Source organism: Trabulsiella odontotermitis (assembly GCF_001188485.1).
In the GTDB taxonomy this organism is placed as follows: domain Bacteria; phylum Pseudomonadota; class Gammaproteobacteria; order Enterobacterales; family Enterobacteriaceae; genus Trabulsiella; species Trabulsiella odontotermitis_A.
In genome coordinates, this window is sequence record NZ_JNGH01000076.1 from 17,183 (window position 1) to 33,078 (window position 15,896).

11 protein-coding genes and 4 pseudogenes are annotated in these 15,896 nt (G+C 55.7%); all 15 read left to right on the forward strand.

The features are described 5' to 3' along the window. Window positions 1-360: 360 nt before the first annotated feature. The 15 genes and pseudogenes from GM30_RS08375 to cpsG all read left to right on the forward strand — a co-directional run bounded on the left by GM30_RS08375 (window position 361) and on the right by cpsG (window position 15,865). Window positions 361-1,494, forward strand: a complete 1,134-nt coding sequence (locus GM30_RS08375; RefSeq protein ID WP_049848239.1) for a polysaccharide export protein — start codon at window positions 361-363, stop codon at window positions 1,492-1,494. Between the two features lie 5 nt (window positions 1,495-1,499). Next, window positions 1,500-1,943 carry a low molecular weight protein-tyrosine-phosphatase Wzb gene (gene wzb / locus GM30_RS08380; RefSeq protein ID WP_049848350.1) on the forward strand — a complete coding sequence of 148 codons (444 nt, stop codon included), beginning with the start codon at window positions 1,500-1,502 and terminating at the stop codon, window positions 1,941-1,943. 2 nt (window positions 1,944-1,945) lie between these two features. Further along, entirely contained in the window at window positions 1,946-4,108 is a 2,163-nt protein-coding gene (gene wzc / locus GM30_RS08385) for a tyrosine-protein kinase Wzc (RefSeq protein ID WP_049848240.1), read from the forward strand. 76 nt (window positions 4,109-4,184) lie between these two features. After that, complete coding sequence (wcaA, locus tag GM30_RS08390) at window positions 4,185-5,027, forward strand: colanic acid biosynthesis glycosyltransferase WcaA (protein ID WP_049848241.1); 843 nt, start codon at window positions 4,185-4,187, stop codon at window positions 5,025-5,027. Continuing rightward, the gene (wcaB, locus tag GM30_RS08395; protein ID WP_049848242.1) at window positions 5,027-5,518 is read left to right on the forward strand and encodes a colanic acid biosynthesis acetyltransferase WcaB; all 492 of its coding nucleotides are present in this window, start codon (window positions 5,027-5,029) and stop codon (window positions 5,516-5,518) included. Before wcaA ends, wcaB begins: the two co-directional genes overlap by 1 nt. Further along, a pseudogene (gene wcaC / locus GM30_RS08400) lies at window positions 5,515-6,733 on the forward strand (colanic acid biosynthesis glycosyltransferase WcaC). Before wcaB ends, wcaC begins: the two are co-directional and overlap by 4 nt. Continuing rightward, window positions 6,708-7,931: a colanic acid polymerase WcaD gene (gene wcaD, locus GM30_RS08405; protein ID WP_049848243.1), complete on the forward strand. Its 1,224-nt coding sequence runs from the start codon at window positions 6,708-6,710 to the stop codon at window positions 7,929-7,931. Before wcaC ends, wcaD begins: the two are co-directional and overlap by 26 nt. 13 nt (window positions 7,932-7,944) lie before the next feature. Then, window positions 7,945-8,691 carry a colanic acid biosynthesis glycosyltransferase WcaE gene (wcaE, locus tag GM30_RS08410; protein WP_049848244.1) on the forward strand — a complete coding sequence of 249 codons (747 nt, stop codon included), beginning with the start codon at window positions 7,945-7,947 and terminating at the stop codon, window positions 8,689-8,691. Window positions 8,692-8,706: 15 nt separating this feature from the next. Beyond that, window positions 8,707-9,261, forward strand: a complete 555-nt coding sequence (gene wcaF, locus GM30_RS08415) for a colanic acid biosynthesis acetyltransferase WcaF (RefSeq protein WP_049848245.1) — start codon at window positions 8,707-8,709, stop codon at window positions 9,259-9,261. A 19-nt stretch (window positions 9,262-9,280) separates the two neighbouring features. Next, window positions 9,281-10,402: a GDP-mannose 4,6-dehydratase gene (gene gmd / locus GM30_RS08420; RefSeq protein ID WP_049848246.1), complete on the forward strand. Its 1,122-nt coding sequence runs from the start codon at window positions 9,281-9,283 to the stop codon at window positions 10,400-10,402. A 3-nt stretch (window positions 10,403-10,405) separates the two neighbouring features. Then, window positions 10,406-11,367: pseudogene (gene fcl, locus GM30_RS08425) on the forward strand (GDP-L-fucose synthase). Between the two features lie 2 nt (window positions 11,368-11,369). Then, a pseudogene (locus tag GM30_RS08430) lies at window positions 11,370-11,796 on the forward strand (NUDIX domain-containing protein). Then, window positions 11,793-13,016, forward strand: a complete 1,224-nt coding sequence (wcaI, locus tag GM30_RS08435) for a colanic acid biosynthesis fucosyltransferase WcaI (protein ID WP_049848247.1) — start codon at window positions 11,793-11,795, stop codon at window positions 13,014-13,016. Before GM30_RS08430 ends, wcaI begins: the two are co-directional and overlap by 4 nt. Window positions 13,017-13,019: 3 nt before the next feature. After that, window positions 13,020-14,397: pseudogene (gene cpsB, locus GM30_RS08440) on the forward strand (mannose-1-phosphate guanyltransferase). A gap of 97 nt (window positions 14,398-14,494) precedes the next feature. Beyond that, window positions 14,495-15,865: a colanic acid biosynthesis phosphomannomutase CpsG gene (gene cpsG / locus GM30_RS08445; protein WP_049848248.1), complete on the forward strand. Its 1,371-nt coding sequence runs from the start codon at window positions 14,495-14,497 to the stop codon at window positions 15,863-15,865. Window positions 15,866-15,896 lie beyond the last annotated feature (31 nt).

A 15,896-nucleotide genomic window follows, 5' to 3' on the forward strand; every position in this document is an offset into this window, starting at 1 on the left:
ATATCGTGAGTAATATGTTTTTTCGCTTTCATTGATACTCTGTGAGAGTGAAAAAAAGCCTTCTCTTTATGCCGTGAAAATATTCTCTGGTGAACCCTGTGAGGCAGGGTGATATCTTGCAATTATTTGATTCAACAGTGGATTGGTAACTGAAAGCCAAGGGCGGTAGCGTGCCTGAAGGCGTGACAACCTGCTTCGATTATTCTGTCAATAGCCTGCGAGTAAATAACCTCTTTTTTAGGATAGATACCAATTATATTGCGTTTCGATTAAATGCATTCTGCTTCAACAAAGAATGGGAAGAAGAGCGTTATATTTTATTCGCACAGGATAATTTTCTGCCAAAGTGATAAATAATCAATGATGAAATCCAAACTAAAATTGATGCCATTATTGGTGTCGGTAACCTTCATGAGTGGTTGTACTGTCCTTCCCGGCAGCAATATGTCTACCTTCGGTAAAGATGTGATCAAACAGCAAGATGCTGATTTTGACATTGACCGAATGGTGAATGTTTATCCGCTGACCCCGCGACTGATTGATCAATTACGCCCACGACCAAACGTGGCGCAACCCAATATGTCGCTGGATCAGGAGTTAAACAATTACCAGTATCGGGTAGGGCCGGGCGATGTCCTTAACGTCACGGTCTGGGATCACCCGGAACTGACTACACCGGCGGGCCAGTACCGCAGCTCGAGCGACACCGGTAACTGGGTCCAGCCTGACGGGTCGATTTTCTATCCGTACGTCGGCAAAGTGCAGGTCGCCGGCAAAACCCTCGCCGAAATTCGCTCGCAGGTGACCTCGCGCCTCGCGGCCTATATCAACGACCCGCAGGTTGACGTCAACGTCGCCGCCTTCCGGTCGCAGAAAGCCTACGTTTCCGGGCAGGTGAACAAATCCGGGCAGCAGGCGATTACCAACGTGCCGCTCACCGTCCTGGATGCCATCAACGCCGCCGGGGGACTGACGGAAGAGGCAGACTGGCGCAACGTGGTGCTGACCCACAACGGTCGCGAACAGCGTATTTCGCTGCAGGCGCTGATGCAAAACGGCGACCTCAGCCAGAACCGTCTGCTCTATCCGGGCGACATTCTGTTCGTACCGCGTAACGACGATCTGAAAGTCTTCGTGATGGGTGAAGTGAAGAAACAGAGCACCCTCAAAATGGACTTCAGCGGCATGACGCTGACCGAAGCGCTGGGCCAGGCGGAAGGCATCGATATGACGACGTCCAACGCCAGCGGCATCTTCGTGATCCGTCCGCTGCAGCAGGACAAAAACGGCAAGATTGCCAACGTGTACCAGCTCGATATGTCCGATGCGACCTCCCTCGTCATGGCCACCAACTTCGTGTTGCAGCCGTACGACGTGGTGTACGTCACCACCGCACCGGTTGCCCGCTGGAACCGTCTGATCAACCAGTTGCTGCCAACCATCAGTGGCGTTCGCTACATGACGGATACAGCAAAAGACATCCATACGTGGTAATGCGCATGTTTAACAAAATACTGGTCGTTTGTGTGGGGAACATCTGCCGTTCCCCGACGGCGGAACGTCTGCTGAAAACCTACCACCCCGCGCTGACCGTCGAGTCGGCGGGTCTGGGGGCGCTGGTGGGGAAGGGGGCTGACGATTCAGCCGCGAGCGTCGCCGCCGCGCATAACATTTCGCTGGAAGGGCACTGCGCGCGACAGATTTCCGGGCGCATGTGTCGGGATTATGACCTGATCCTGGCGATGGAAAAAAGGCACATTACGCGCCTGTGCGACATGGCCCCGGAGATGCGCGGCAAAGTGATGCTGTTCGGTCACTGGGATGATGAACGCGAAATCCCCGATCCGTATCGCAAGAGTCGTGACGCTTTCGAAGCGGTTTACTCCTTACTCGATCAGTCTGCCCGACAGTGGGCACAGGCACTCAAAGCTCAGCAGGGATAACAATGACAGAAAAAGTAAAACACTCTGCCCCACAGGCCTCGGGCAATGATGAAATTGATATCGGTCGCCTGATAGGCACGGTCATTGAGGCAAAATGGTGGGTTCTGGGAACGACCGCGCTGTTTGGTCTGGCGGCGGTGATTTATACGCTGTTCGCCACGCCTATCTACAGCGCCGATGCGCTGGTGCAGATAGAACAGAACGCCGGCAGCTCGCTGGTGCAGGACATTAACTCTGCGCTCAACAGCAAACCGCCCGCCTCGGAAGCCGAGATCCAGTTGATTCGCTCGCGCCTGGTGCTGGGCAAAACGGTTGACGATTTAAACCTCGACATCAGCGTCACCAAAAACACCTTCCCGATTTTCGGTGCGGGCTGGGATCGCCTGATGGGGCGGCAGAACGACACCGTTCATGTCGAGACCTTCACGCTGCCCGCCAGCATGAAAGAGCAGGTGTTCACGCTGGAAGTGCTGGGGCCAAAACAGTATCAACTGACCAGCGACGGGGGCTTCAGCGCCCGCGGCGAGGTGGGACAGCCGCTGAGTAAAGACGGCGTCACGCTGCTGGTGAGCGGCATTAATGCCGAAACCGGCGGCGAATTTACCGTCACCAAATTCTCCACGCTGGGGATGATCAACACGCTGCAGAACAACCTGACGGTCACCGAAACCGGGAAAGACACCGGCGTGCTGAGCCTGACTTTTACCGGTGAAAATCGCGATCAGATCCGCACGATTCTCGACAATATCACCCGCAATTACCTTGAGCAGAACGTCGAGCGCAAGTCGGAAGAAGCGGGTAAAAGCCTGGCGTTCCTTGCCCGCCAGTTGCCGGAAGTGCGTAGCCATCTTGACGTCGCAGAGAACAAACTCAACGCCTACCGACAGGAAAAAGACTCTGTTGACCTGCCGCTGGAAGCGAAATCGGTGCTCGACTCGATGGTAAACATCGACGCGCAACTGAACGAACTGACCTTCAAAGAGGCGGAGATCTCCAAACTCTACACCAAACGTCACCCGGCTTACCGGACGCTGCTGGAAAAACGTCAGGCGCTGGAAGAAGAGAAGGCTAACCTGAATCAGCGCGTGACGGCGATGCCGAAAACACAGCAGGAAATTGTGCGTCTGACGCGCGACGTGGAGTCGGGCCAGCAGGTATACATGCAACTGCTGAACAAACAGCAGGAGCTGAAAATTCAGGAAGCGAGCACCGTGGGCGATGTGCGTATCGTCGACCATGCCATCACCCAGCCGGGCGTGCTGAAGCCGAAGAAGGCGCTGATTATTCTCGGCGGTCTGATCCTCGGTCTGATGCTGTCCATCGTCGGTGTGCTGCTGCGCTCGCTGCTCAACCGCGGTATCGAAAGCCCGCAGGCGCTGGAAGAACAGGGGATCAGCGTGTACGCCAGCATCCCGCTGTCGGAATGGCAGAAGTCGCATGACAGCGTCAAAACGATTCGCGGCGTCAAGCGCTACAAGCAGAGCCAACTGCTGGCGGTGGGCAACCCGACGGATCTCGCGATTGAGGCGATTCGCAGCCTTCGCACCAGCCTGCACTTCGCCATGATGCAGGCGAAAAATAACGTGCTGATGCTGACCGGGGTCAGCCCGTCAATCGGTAAAACCTTTGTCTGCGCCAACCTGGCGGCGGTCATCAGCCAGACCAATAAGCGTGTGCTGCTGATCGACTGCGATATGCGCAAAGGCTACACCCACGAACTGCTCGGCACGACTAACGTCAACGGTCTGTCGGAGATTCTGGTGGGCAAAGCAGACATCGTTAACAGCGCCAAAAAGACCGCCATCAACAATTTTGACCTGGTGCCGCGCGGTCAGGTGCCGCCGAACCCGTCTGAACTGCTGATGAGCGAGCGCTTTGCCGAGCTGGTTCAGTGGGCCAGCGCTAACTATGACCTGGTGCTGATTGATACCCCGCCGATTCTGGCGGTGACCGATGCCGCAGTAGTGGGTCGCCTGGCCGGTACCACGCTGATGGTGGCGCGTTATGCGGTTAACACGCTGAAAGAAGTGGAAACCAGCCTCGGCCGCTTCGAACAGAACGGCATTGAAGTGCGCGGGGTGATCCTCAACTCCATTTTCCGGCGGGCCACGGGCTATCAGGATTACGGTTACTACGAGTACGAATATAAGTCTGACAACAAATAAGTTTTCCCCTCTCCCTGACCCTCGCCTCTGAGGACGAGGGCAGGGGCGAGGGGTCAGATACCTACCGGGGAACATAATGACCAATCATCGTCCGCTTATTTCTGTCTATATGCCAACATGGAACCGGCAACAGCTGGCCATTCGCGCTATCAAATCTGTTCTCCGTCAGGATTATCCGCACTGGGAACTGATAATTGTCGATGACTGCTCCGCCTCGTTTGAACAACTGGAGCAGTTCGTCGCGGAACTGAACGATCCACGCGTCAACTACACCCGCAACGCGTTCAACTCCGGCGCCTGCGCGGTACGCAATCAGGCGATTTTGCAGGCCAAAGGGCAATTCATCACCGGCATCGATGATGATGATGAGTGGACGCCAAACCGGCTGTCGGTTTTTCTTGAACACAAGCATCAACTGACGACCCACGCCTTTTTATATGCCGATGATTACGTCTGCGAAGGCGAAGTCTATTCGCAACCGGCCAGCCTGCCGCTGTACCCGAAATCGCCGTACTCCCGCAAGCTGTTCTACAAGCGCAACATCATTGGCAATCAGGTGTTCAGCTGGGCGTGGCGCTTCAAAGAGTCGCTGTTCGATACGCAACTGAAAGCCGCGCAGGATTACGATATTTTCCTGCGCATGGTGGTGGCCTACGGCGAACCGTGGAAAGTGGAAGAGGCGACGCAGATCCTGCACATCAACCACGGCGAAATGCAGATCACTTCCTCACCGAAGAAGTTTTCCGGCTATTTCCATTTCTATCGCAAGCACAAAGATAAATTCGATCGTGCCAGCAAAAAGTATCAACTGTTTACGCTCTATCAGATCCGCAACAAGCGCATGAAGTGGCGCACGTTGTTGACGCTCTTTTCACTGCGTAACGGCAAACGTCTGGCTGACGGGCTGCGGGGGAAATAATGCTACTGGAAGACTGTCGCGCAAACAGCTGGAGTTTGCGCCCCTGCTGCATGGTGCTGGCCTATCGGGTGGCGCATTTCTGTTCGGTGTGGCGCAAGAAAAACGTGCTTAACAATCTGTGGGCCGCGCCGGTACTGGTGCTGTACCGACTCATCACCGAATGCCTGTTTGGCTATGAAATTCAGGCCGCCGCGACCATTGGCCGTCGCTTCACCATTCATCATGGTTATGCCGTGGTCATTAATAAAAACGTGGTCGCGGGCGACGACTTTACCATTCGCCACGGCGTCACTATTGGCAACCGTGGCGCGGACAGCCTGGCCTGCCCGGTGATCGGCAACGGCGTCGAGCTGGGCGCTAACGTCATCATTCTCGGCGCGATCGCCATTGGCAATAACGTCACCGTCGGTGCGGGCAGCGTGGTGCTGGACGACGTGCCGGACAACGCGCTGGTGGTGGGCGAAAAAGCGCGAGTGAAGGTCATTAAATGAATATTTTACAGTTTAACGTACGTCTCGCGGAAGGCGGGGCGGCGGGCGTGGCGCTGGATTTGCACCAGCGCGCGCTGCAAAAAGGGCTGCATTCACAGTTTGTTTATGGTTACGGCAAAGGCGGCAAGAAAAGCGTCAGCCATGATAATTATCCGCAGGTGATCAAACAGACGGCGCGCGCGACCTCCATCGCCAACCTGGCGCTGTTTCGTCTGTTCAACCGCGACCTGTTCGGCAATCTCAACAATCTTTATCGCACCGTGACGCGCACAAGCGGGCCGGTGGTGCTGCATTTTCATGTGCTGCACAGCTACTGGCTGAACTTCGACGACGTGGTCAGCTTTTGCCAGAAAGTGAAAGCGCATAAAAATGACGTCACGTTCGTCTGGACGCTGCACGACCACTGGAGCGTGACCGGGCGCTGCGCGTTTCTTGACGGCTGCGATGGCTGGAAAACCGGCTGCCAGAAATGCCCGACGCTGAGCAANNTATCCGCCGGTAAACGTTGACCGCGCGCATCAGCTGGTGGAAGGCAAACGCCAGCGGTTTCGTGACATGCTGGCGCTCGGCTGCCAGTTTATCTCTCCCAGCCAGCACGTCGCCGACGCCTTTAACAGCCTGTACGGCGACGGGCGCTGCCGGATCATCAACAACGGCATCGACGTGGCGACCGAAGCGATTCTGGCCGAACTGACGCCGCTGACCGCTACCGCGGGCAAACCGAAAATTGCGGTGGTGGCGCACGATCTGCGTTACGACGGTAAAACCAATCAGCAACTGGTGCGCGACATTATTGCGCTCGGCGAGGCGGTGGAAGTCCATACCTTCGGCAAATTTTCGCCGTTTGAAGGCAAGAACGTTATTAACCACGGTTTTCTCACCGACAAGCGCCAGTTAATGAATGAACTGAACCAGCTCGACGCGCTGCTGTTCAGCTCCCGCGTCGATAACTACCCGTTAATTCTCTGCGAAGCGCTGTCGATTGGCGTGCCGGTGATCGCCACGCACAGCGAGGCGGCGCAGGAAGTGCTGCAGAAATCGGGCGGCCGGACGTTTGGCAGCGATGAAGTACTGCAACTGGTGACGCTGCCGAAAGCGGAACTGGCGCAGGCGGTGTTTGGCGATTCGCTGCAGGCGTTTCGCGACCGCAGCCGCAAGGCCTACAGTGGACAACAGATGCTGGAGGAATATGTCTCGTTCTATCAGAGTCTGTAGCTATCTGCTGCTGCCGTTAATCTATCTGCTGGTTAACGTTAAGCTGGCGCAGTTGGGGGAAAGTTTTCCGATCACTATTGTGACGTTCCTGCCGGTGCTGCTGTTGCTGTATGTCGAACGCCTCAATCTGAAAAAACTGATGATTGCGCTGGGCGTCGGCGCCGGACTGACCGCCTTCAACTACCTGTTCGGTCAGTCGCTGGATGCCAGCAAATACGTCACCTCGACGATGTTGTTCATCTACATTGTGATCATCATCGGCATGGTATGGAGTATCCGCTTCAAAACCATCTCGCCGCACAACTACCGCAAAATTTTGCGTTTCTTCTATGTGGTGGTCGGGCTGGTGGTGATGCTGGCGGCGGCGGAAATGGCGCAGATCATTCTCAGCGGCGGCAGCAGTTTAATGGAGTCGATTTCGAAATATCTTATTTACAGTAACAGCTATGTTCTGAACTTTATCAAATTTGGTGGTAAGCGAACCACCGCGCTTTATTTCGAACCGGCATTTTTTGCTCTGGCACTAATCTCAATTTGGCTCAGTATCAAACAGTTTGGTATCAAAACCCCAAAGACCGATGCTATGATTCTCGCAGGGATTGTTCTTTCAGGATCGTTTTCCGGAGTGATGACTTTTATCCTGTTTTACCTGCTGGAGTGGGCCTTCCAGTATTTAAATAAAGAGGCGATTCGCAAGAAATTGCCGCTGGCGATTATCTCATTAGCCGTTTTTTTGCTGGGGGTAATTTTCGCTTTCCCCTATATTTCAACACGACTCGGCGATTTGGGCACGGAAGGTTCATCATCCTACTACCGAATTATCGGTCCGCTGGTGATGGTGGGTTATTCTCTGACCCATATTGATGGCGTGGTGCGTTTTGGGTCGCTTTACGAATATGTTGCATCATTCGGAATCTTTAACGGTGCTGATGTCGGTAAAACAATAGATAATGGGTTGTATCTGTTAATTATCTATTTTTCCTGGTTCGCGGTATTACTGACAGCATGGTATCTGGTAAAGATTGCAAAAATGACGATTAACGCCTTTGGCAATAACCAGAATTTTGGCGTGCAGCTGTATCTTTTTACACCAGTATCGCTGTTTTTTACCGGCTCGATATTTAGCCCGGAATATGCGTTTTTAATTGTGTGTCCGTTTATTCTGCGCAAGGCGTTGAATATTGTGCACAAAGTATGAGGTGGGAACGAATATGCTGCTGAGCATTATTACCGTGGCGTTTCGCAATTATGACGGAGTCGTGAAAACGAAAGCGTCACTGGCGCATCTGGCGCGCGAAACCGACCTCGATTTCGAATGGATTGTGGTGGATGGCGGCTCGACCGACGGCACCGCAGAATATCTGGAAAACCTTAACGGTGAGTACAACTTACGCTTCGTCAGCGAACGTGATAACGGCCTGTATGATGCCATGAACAAGGGCATCGCCATGGCGCAGGGTAAGTTCGCCATCTTCCTCAATTCCGGCGATGTTTTTCATCAGGATATTGCGCATTTCGTTCGCCAGCTGGCAAACAAAAAAGACAATGCGATGTATATCGGCGATGCGCTGCTGGATTTCGGCGACGGCAACAAAATTCGTCGCGGCGCGAAACCGGGCTGGTATATTTATCACAGCCTGCCGGCCAGCCATCAGGCCATCTTTTTCCCGGTAACGGGACTGAAAAATCACCCCTACGATCTGCAATACCGTGTTTCATCGGATTACGCGTTAGCGGCCCGGATGTATAAAGCGGGTTACCCGTTTAAGCGTGTGAAAGGACTGGTGTCCGAATTCTCGATGGGCGGTGTGTCAACCTCGAATAATCTTGAATTATGCCAGGATGCAAAAAACGTGCAGCGCAAAATATTGCGCGTGCCAGGCTTCTGGGCAGAATTGTCTTATTTTATGCGGTTACGTACCACCGGTAAAACCAAAGCTTTATATAACAAAGCATAAATATCAGGAAAGCTTATGCAAGAATTAAGCGGTTTCTCCGTACCGAAAGGGTTTCGGGGCGGGAATGGTATTAAGGTGCAACTGTGGTGGGCGGTTCAGGCAACGTTATTTGCCTGGTCACCGCAAATACTTTACCGCTGGCGTGCTTTTCTGCTCCGTTTATTTGGCGCGAAAATCGGAAAAAACGTAGTTATTCGTCCGTCGGTAAAAATCACCTATCCGTGGAAATTAACCCTCGGTGATTATGCCTGGGTCGGCGATGACGCGGTGTTATATACCCTTGGCGAGATTACGATTGGTGCTAATTCTGTCATCTCGCAGAAATGTTATTTGTGTACCGGCAGTCACGATTATTCCAGCGCGCATTTTGATATTAACGCGACGCCTGTCGTGATTGGCGAAAAATGCTGGCTGGCGACAGATGTGTTTGTCGCCCCGGGCGTGACGATTGGTGATGGCACCGTCGTTGGCGCACGCAGCAGCGTATTTAAATCGCTTCCGTCAAATGCGATTTGCCGGGGCAACCCTGCAGTGGTGACGCGCGAACGCGTGGTAACAACTCAACCCTGATAATTCTAGAGGAAATAAAATGTCAAAAGTCGCTCTCATCACCGGCGTAACCGGACAGGATGGTTCTTATCTGGCAGAACTGCTGCTGGAAAAAGGGTATGAAGTTCATGGGATTAAACGTCGTGCTTCATCATTCAACACTGAACGCGTTGATCACATTTATCAGGATCCGCATACCAGCAACCCGAAATTCCACCTGCATTACGGCGACCTGACGGATACCTCCAACCTGACCCGCATCCTGCAGGAAGTGCAGCCGGACGAAGTGTACAACCTGGGCGCCATGAGCCACGTTGCGGTCTCGTTTGAATCCCCGGAATACACCGCCGACGTGGATGCGATGGGTACCCTGCGTCTGCTGGAAGCCATCCGCTTCCTCGGCCTGGAAAAGAAAACCCGCTTCTATCAGGCGTCAACGTCTGAGCTGTACGGCCTGGTGCAGGAGATCCCGCAGAAAGAGACCACCCCATTCTACCCGCGCTCGCCGTATGCGGTGGCGAAACTGTACGCCTACTGGATCACCGTTAACTACCGTGAATCCTACGGCATGTACGCCTGCAACGGCATTCTGTTCAACCATGAATCCCCGCGCCGTGGCGAAACCTTCGTGACCCGCAAAATCACCCGCGCGATCGCCAACATCGCCCAGGGCCTGGAGAAATGCCTGTACCTCGGCAACATGGATTCCCTGCGTGACTGGGGCCATGCCAAAGACTACGTCAAAATGCAGTGGATGATGCTGCAGCAGGACAAACCAGAAGACTTCGTGATCGCCACTGGCGTGCAGTATTCCGTGCGTCAGTTCGTGGAAATGGCGGCCGCTCAGCTTGGCATCAAACTGCGCTTTGAAGGCACCGGCGTGGAAGAAAAAGGGATCGTGGTGTCCGTGACCGGTCACGACGCACCGGGTGTGCAACCGGGTGATGTGATTGTTGCCGTTGACCCGCGTTACTTCCGTCCGGCGGAAGTGGAAACCCTGCTCGGCGACCCGACCAAAGCGCACGAGACCCTGGGCTGGAAACCGGAAACCACGCTGCAGGAAATGGTTTCTGAAATGGTGGCAAAAGATCTGGAAGCGGCGAAGAAACATTCCCTGCTCAAATCCCACGGCTACGAGGTTGCCATCGCGCTGGAGTCCTGATTCATGACCAGAAAACGTATTTTTGTGGCGGGCCACCGGGGAATGGTGGGCTCGGCCATCGCCCGACAGCTTGAGCAGCGCGACGACGTGGAACTGGTTCTNNCCGCGACGAACTCAACCTGCTCGACAGCAAAGAGGTGAATGCGTTCTTTGAAGCGGAACGCATTGACCAGGTGTATCTGGCGGCGGCAAAAGTGGGTGGTATTGTTGCCAACAATACCTACCCGGCGGATTTCATCTACGAAAACATGATGATTGAGAGCAACATCATTCACGCTGCGCATACGCACAACGTGGACAAGCTGTTGTTCCTCGGCTCTTCCTGCATCTATCCGAAACTGGCGAAACAGCCGATCCCGGAAAGCGAGCTGCTGCAGGGCACGCTGGAAGCGACCAACGAACCCTATGCGATTGCCAAAATCGCCGGGATCAAGCTGTGCGAGTCTTACAACCGCCAGTACGGTCGCGATTACCGTTCGGTGATGCCGACCAACCTGTACGGGCCGAACGATAACTTCCACCCGAACAACTCGCACGTGATCCCGGCGCTGCTGCGCCGCTTCCACGAAGCCACTCAGGAAAATGCGCCTGACGTGGTGGTGTGGGGCAGCGGCACGCCGATGCGTGAATTCCTCCATGTTGACGACATGGCGGCGGCGAGCATCCACGTAATGGATCTCGACAGCGACGTGTGGAAAGAGAATACCCAGCCGATGCTGTCGCACATTAACGTCGGGACCGGCGTTGATTGCACCATCCGCGAGCTGGCGCAGACCATCGCCAAAGTGGTCGGCTACAAAGGCCGTATTGTGTTCGACGCCTCGAAACCGGACGGCACGCCGCGCAAGCTGCTGGACGTGTCGCGTCTGCACCAGCTCGGCTGGTATCACGAAATCACACTTGAGGCAGGGCTGGCCAGTACGTACCAGTGGTTCCTCGAAAACCAGCAGCGTTTCCGGGGGTAACCATGTTTCTTAAGCACGAAGATTTTGCCACCGTGGTGCGTTCAACGCCGCTCATCTCTATTGATTTGATCGTCGAAAACGCGCGTGGGGAATTTCTGCTCGGGAAACGCAATAACCGTCCGGCGCAGGGCTACTGGTTCGTGCCGGGCGGGCGCGTGCAGAAGGACGAGACGCTCGCTGACGCCTTTGCCCGTCTGACCGAAGCGGAACTCGGCCTGCGCCCGNTTTTCCGGCACCGATTTCACCACCCATTATGTGGTGCTGGGTTTCCGCCTGAAGGTGGACGCCGACGCGCTGACCTTACCGGTCGAACAGCATAACGACTACCGCTGGCTGACGTCAGCGGAACTGCTGGCCGCCGATAACGTCCACGACAACAGCCGCGCCTATTTCCTCGTCGAGAAACGCGCTGAGGTGCCGGGACTATGAAGATTCTGGTCTACGGCATTAATTACGCTCCCGAGCTGACCGGTATCGGTAAATACACCGGGGAAATGGTCGAGTGGATGGCCCGTCAGGGTCATGAAGTAAGGGTGATCACCGCGCCGCCGTACTACCCGGAATGGAAAGTCGGCGAGCGTTATTCCGCCTGGCGTTACCGCCGGGAAGAGGGCGACGCCACCGTCTGGCGCTGCCCGCTGTATGTGCCGAAACAGCCCTCAACGCTGAAACGATTATTACACCTCGGCAGCTTTGCGCTGAGCAGCTTTTTCCCGCTGATGGCCCAGCGCCGCTGGAAGCCGGACCGCATCATCGGCGTGGTGCCGACGCTGTTCTGCACGCCAGGCATGCGTCTGCTGGCGAAACTCTCCGGCGCGCGCACCCTGCTGCATATTCAGGATTACGAAGTTGACGCCATGCTCGGCCTCGGGATGGCCGGGAAGGGCAACGGCGGCAACGTGGCGAAGCTCGCCAGCGCTTTTGAGCGCAGCGGCCTGCACAACGTCGACAACGTTTCCACCATTTCCCGTTCGATGATGAACAAAGCGCAGGAGAAAGGCGTTCCTGCGGAGAAAGTCATTTTCTTCCCCAACTGGTCCGAAGTGGCGCGCTTTCGCGACGTCAGCGTGGAGCAGGTGGCGGAATTGCGCCAACACCTGGGATTACCCGCCGATAAAAAAATCATTCTCTATTCCGGCAATATCGGGGAAAAGCAGGGGCTGGAGAGCGTCATTGACGCCGCTTCGCAACTGCAACACCAGCCGTGGCTGTTCGTGATTGTCGGGCAGGGCGGCGGAAAAGCGCGTCTGGAAAAACTGGCGGCCGAGCGCGGCTTAAGCAACATCCGCTTTTTCCCGCTGCAGCCTTATGACGTGCTGCCTGCGCTGTTGAAAATGGGCGATTGCCATCTGGTTATCCAGAAACGCGGTGCCGCCGATGCGGTGCTGCCGTCGAAGCTGACGAATATTCTCGCGGTCGGCGGCAACGCGGTGATCACCGCCGAGGCGGAAACCGAACTGGGGCAACTGTGCAGCGCCATACCAGGGATCGCGATTTGCGTCGAGCCGGAGTCCGTTCCGGCGCTGGTGACAGGAATTGAAAGCGCGCTGGCGCTGCCGAAAGAAAACCGGTTAGCGCACGAGTACGCTGAGCGCACGCTCGAAAAAGAGAACGTGCTGAGCCAATTTATTGCTGATATTCGGGGTTAAACAATGAGTCAGTCACAGTTATTTCCCGTCGTGATGGCCGGTGGCTCCGGCAGCCGTTTGTGGCCGCTGTCCCGTGTGCTTTATCCCNNAACTGACCATGCTGCAGGCGACGATTAACCGTCTGAACGGCGTGGAGTGCGAAAGTCCGGTGGTGATCTGCAACGAGCAGCACCGTTTTATCGTCGCCGAGCAACTGCGTCAGCTCAACAAGCTGACCGAAAACATTATTCTTGAACCGGCAGGGCGCAACACCGCCCCGGCGATTGCTCTGGCGGCACTGGCGGCAAAACGCAGCTGCCCGGATAACGATCCGCTGATGCTGGTGCTGGCGGCGGATCACGTCATTCAGAACGAAGACGCCTTCCGTGCCGCGGTTCGCGACGCCATGCCCTACGCCGAAAGCGGCAAGCTGGTGACCTTCGGCATCGTGCCGGATCTGCCGGAAACCGGCTACGGCTAAAACCCCGTGGCGTTTGATGTGGCGCAGTTCGTCGAAAAACCAAATCTGGAAACCGCCCAGGCCTATGTGTCCAGCGGCGAATACTACTGGAACAGCGGCATGTTCCTGTTCCGCGCCGGTCGCTACCTCGAAGAGCTGAAAAAATATCGGCCGGATATTCTTGAGGCCTGCGAAAACGCCATGAACGTGACGGACCCGGATCTCGATTTTATTCGTGTCGAAGAAGCGGCGTTTCTCGCCTGCCCGGAAGAGTCCATCGACTATGCGGTGATGGAACGCACGGCGGACGCGGTAGTGATGCCGATGGACGCAGGCTGGAGCGATGTCGGCTCGTGGTCCTCGTTGTGGGAAATCAGCGCCCATACCGCCGAAGNCGTTCATCACGGCGACGTGATCAGCCATAAAACCGAAAACAGCTATGTGTACGCGGAATCGGGCCTGGTGACCACCGTCGGCGTGAAAGATCTGGTTGTGGTGCAGACTAAAGACGCAGTGCTGATCGCCGATCGCAATGCGGTGCAGGACGTGAAAAAGGTGGTCGAGCAGATCAAAGCTGATGGTCGCCACGAGCACCATATTCATCGTGAAGTGTACCGGCCGTGGGGCAAATACGACTCCATTGATTCCGGCGATCGCTATCAGGTGAAGCGTATTACCGTTAAGCCGGGCGAGGGACTCTCGTTGCAGATGCATCACCACCGTGCGGAGCACTGGATTGTGGTGGCCGGTACCGCCAAAGTCACTATCAATAATGAAATCAAATTGTTGGGAGAAAACGAGTCGGTCTACATCCCGCTCGGTGCGACCCACTGTCTGGAAAACCCCGGGAAGATCCCGCTCGACCTGATTGAAGTCCGCTCCGGCGCCTACCTCGAAGAGGATGACGTGGTGCGATTTGCGGATCGGTACGGACGCGTGTAGCGCCTGCTGGCGTATCGCCCTCCGGCGATGAAAACAACTCAATAAAAAATGACCTGCGAGGGTCAGGGCTCACTGTTGCCTGAAAAAGGGTAAAACCATGACAAAATTGACCTGTTTTAAAGCCTACGATATTCGCGGCAAGCTGGGTGAAGAGCTGAATGAAGATATCGCGTGGCGCATTGGCCGCGCGTATGGCGAATACCTGAAACCGAAAACCATTGTCCTTGGCGGCGATGTGCGCCTGACCAGCGAAACGCTGAAGCTGGCGCTGGCAAAAGGCCTGCGCGATGCGGGCGTTGACGTGCTGGACATCGGCCTGTCCGGCACCGAAGAAATTTATTTCGCCACGTTCCACCTGGGCGTGGACGGCGGCATTGAAGTGACCGCCAGCCATAACCCGATGGACTATAACGGCATGAAGCTGGTGCGTGAAGGCGCGCGCCCGATCAGCGGCGATACCGGACTGCGTGACGTGCAGCGCCTGGCGGAAGCCAACGACTTCCCGCCGGTGGATGAGGCAAAACGCGGCAGCTATCAGAAAATCGACCTGCGTGATGCCTACATTGACCACCTGCTCGGCTACATCAACCCCAAAAACCTGACACCGCTGAAGCTGGTCATTAATTCCGGCAACGGCGCGGCAGGCCCGGTGATTGACGCGCTGGAAGCCCGCTTCAAATCCCACAACGTACCGGTGACCTTCATCAAGGTTCACAACACCCCGGACGGCAATTTCCCTAACGGTATTCCGAACCCGCTGCTGCCGGAGTGCCGCGCCGACACCCGCAACGCGGTCATTGAACATGGCGCAGACATGGGCATTGCCTTTGACGGCGATTTTGACCGCTGTTTCCTGTTCGACGAAAAAGGCCAGTTCATTGAGGGCTATTACATTGTTGGCCTGCTGGCAGAAGCGTTCCTCGAGAAAAACCCAGGCGCGAAAATCATTCATGACCCGCGCCTGTCCTGGAACACCGTGGACGTAGTGAGCGCCGCGGGCGGCACGCCGGTGATGTCCAAAACCGGACACGCGTTTATCAAAGAGCGCATGCGCCAGGAAGACGCCATCTACGGCGGCGAAATGAGCGCCCATCACTATTTCCGTGATTTCGCCTACTGCGACAGCGGGATGATCCCGTGGCTGCTGGTGACCGAGCTGCTGTGCCTGAAGGGCCAGACCCTCGGCGAGCTGGTGCGCGACCGCATGGCAGCGTTCCCGGCGAGCGGCGAAATCAACAGCACGCTGGCAGAACCGGCGGCGGCGATTGCCCGGGTCGAACAACACTTTGCTCAGGATGCGCTGGAGATTGACCGTACCGATGGCATCAGCGTGGCGTATGCCGACTGGCGTTTCAACCTGCGTTCTTCGAACACCGAACCGGTGGTGCGGCTGAACGTGGAATCACGCGGCAATCCGGCGCTGATGGAAGCGCGAACGAAGGACATTCTGGCGCTGTTGAAACAGTAAATCCTTCCCCTCCCGGAAGGGAGGGGAGTCT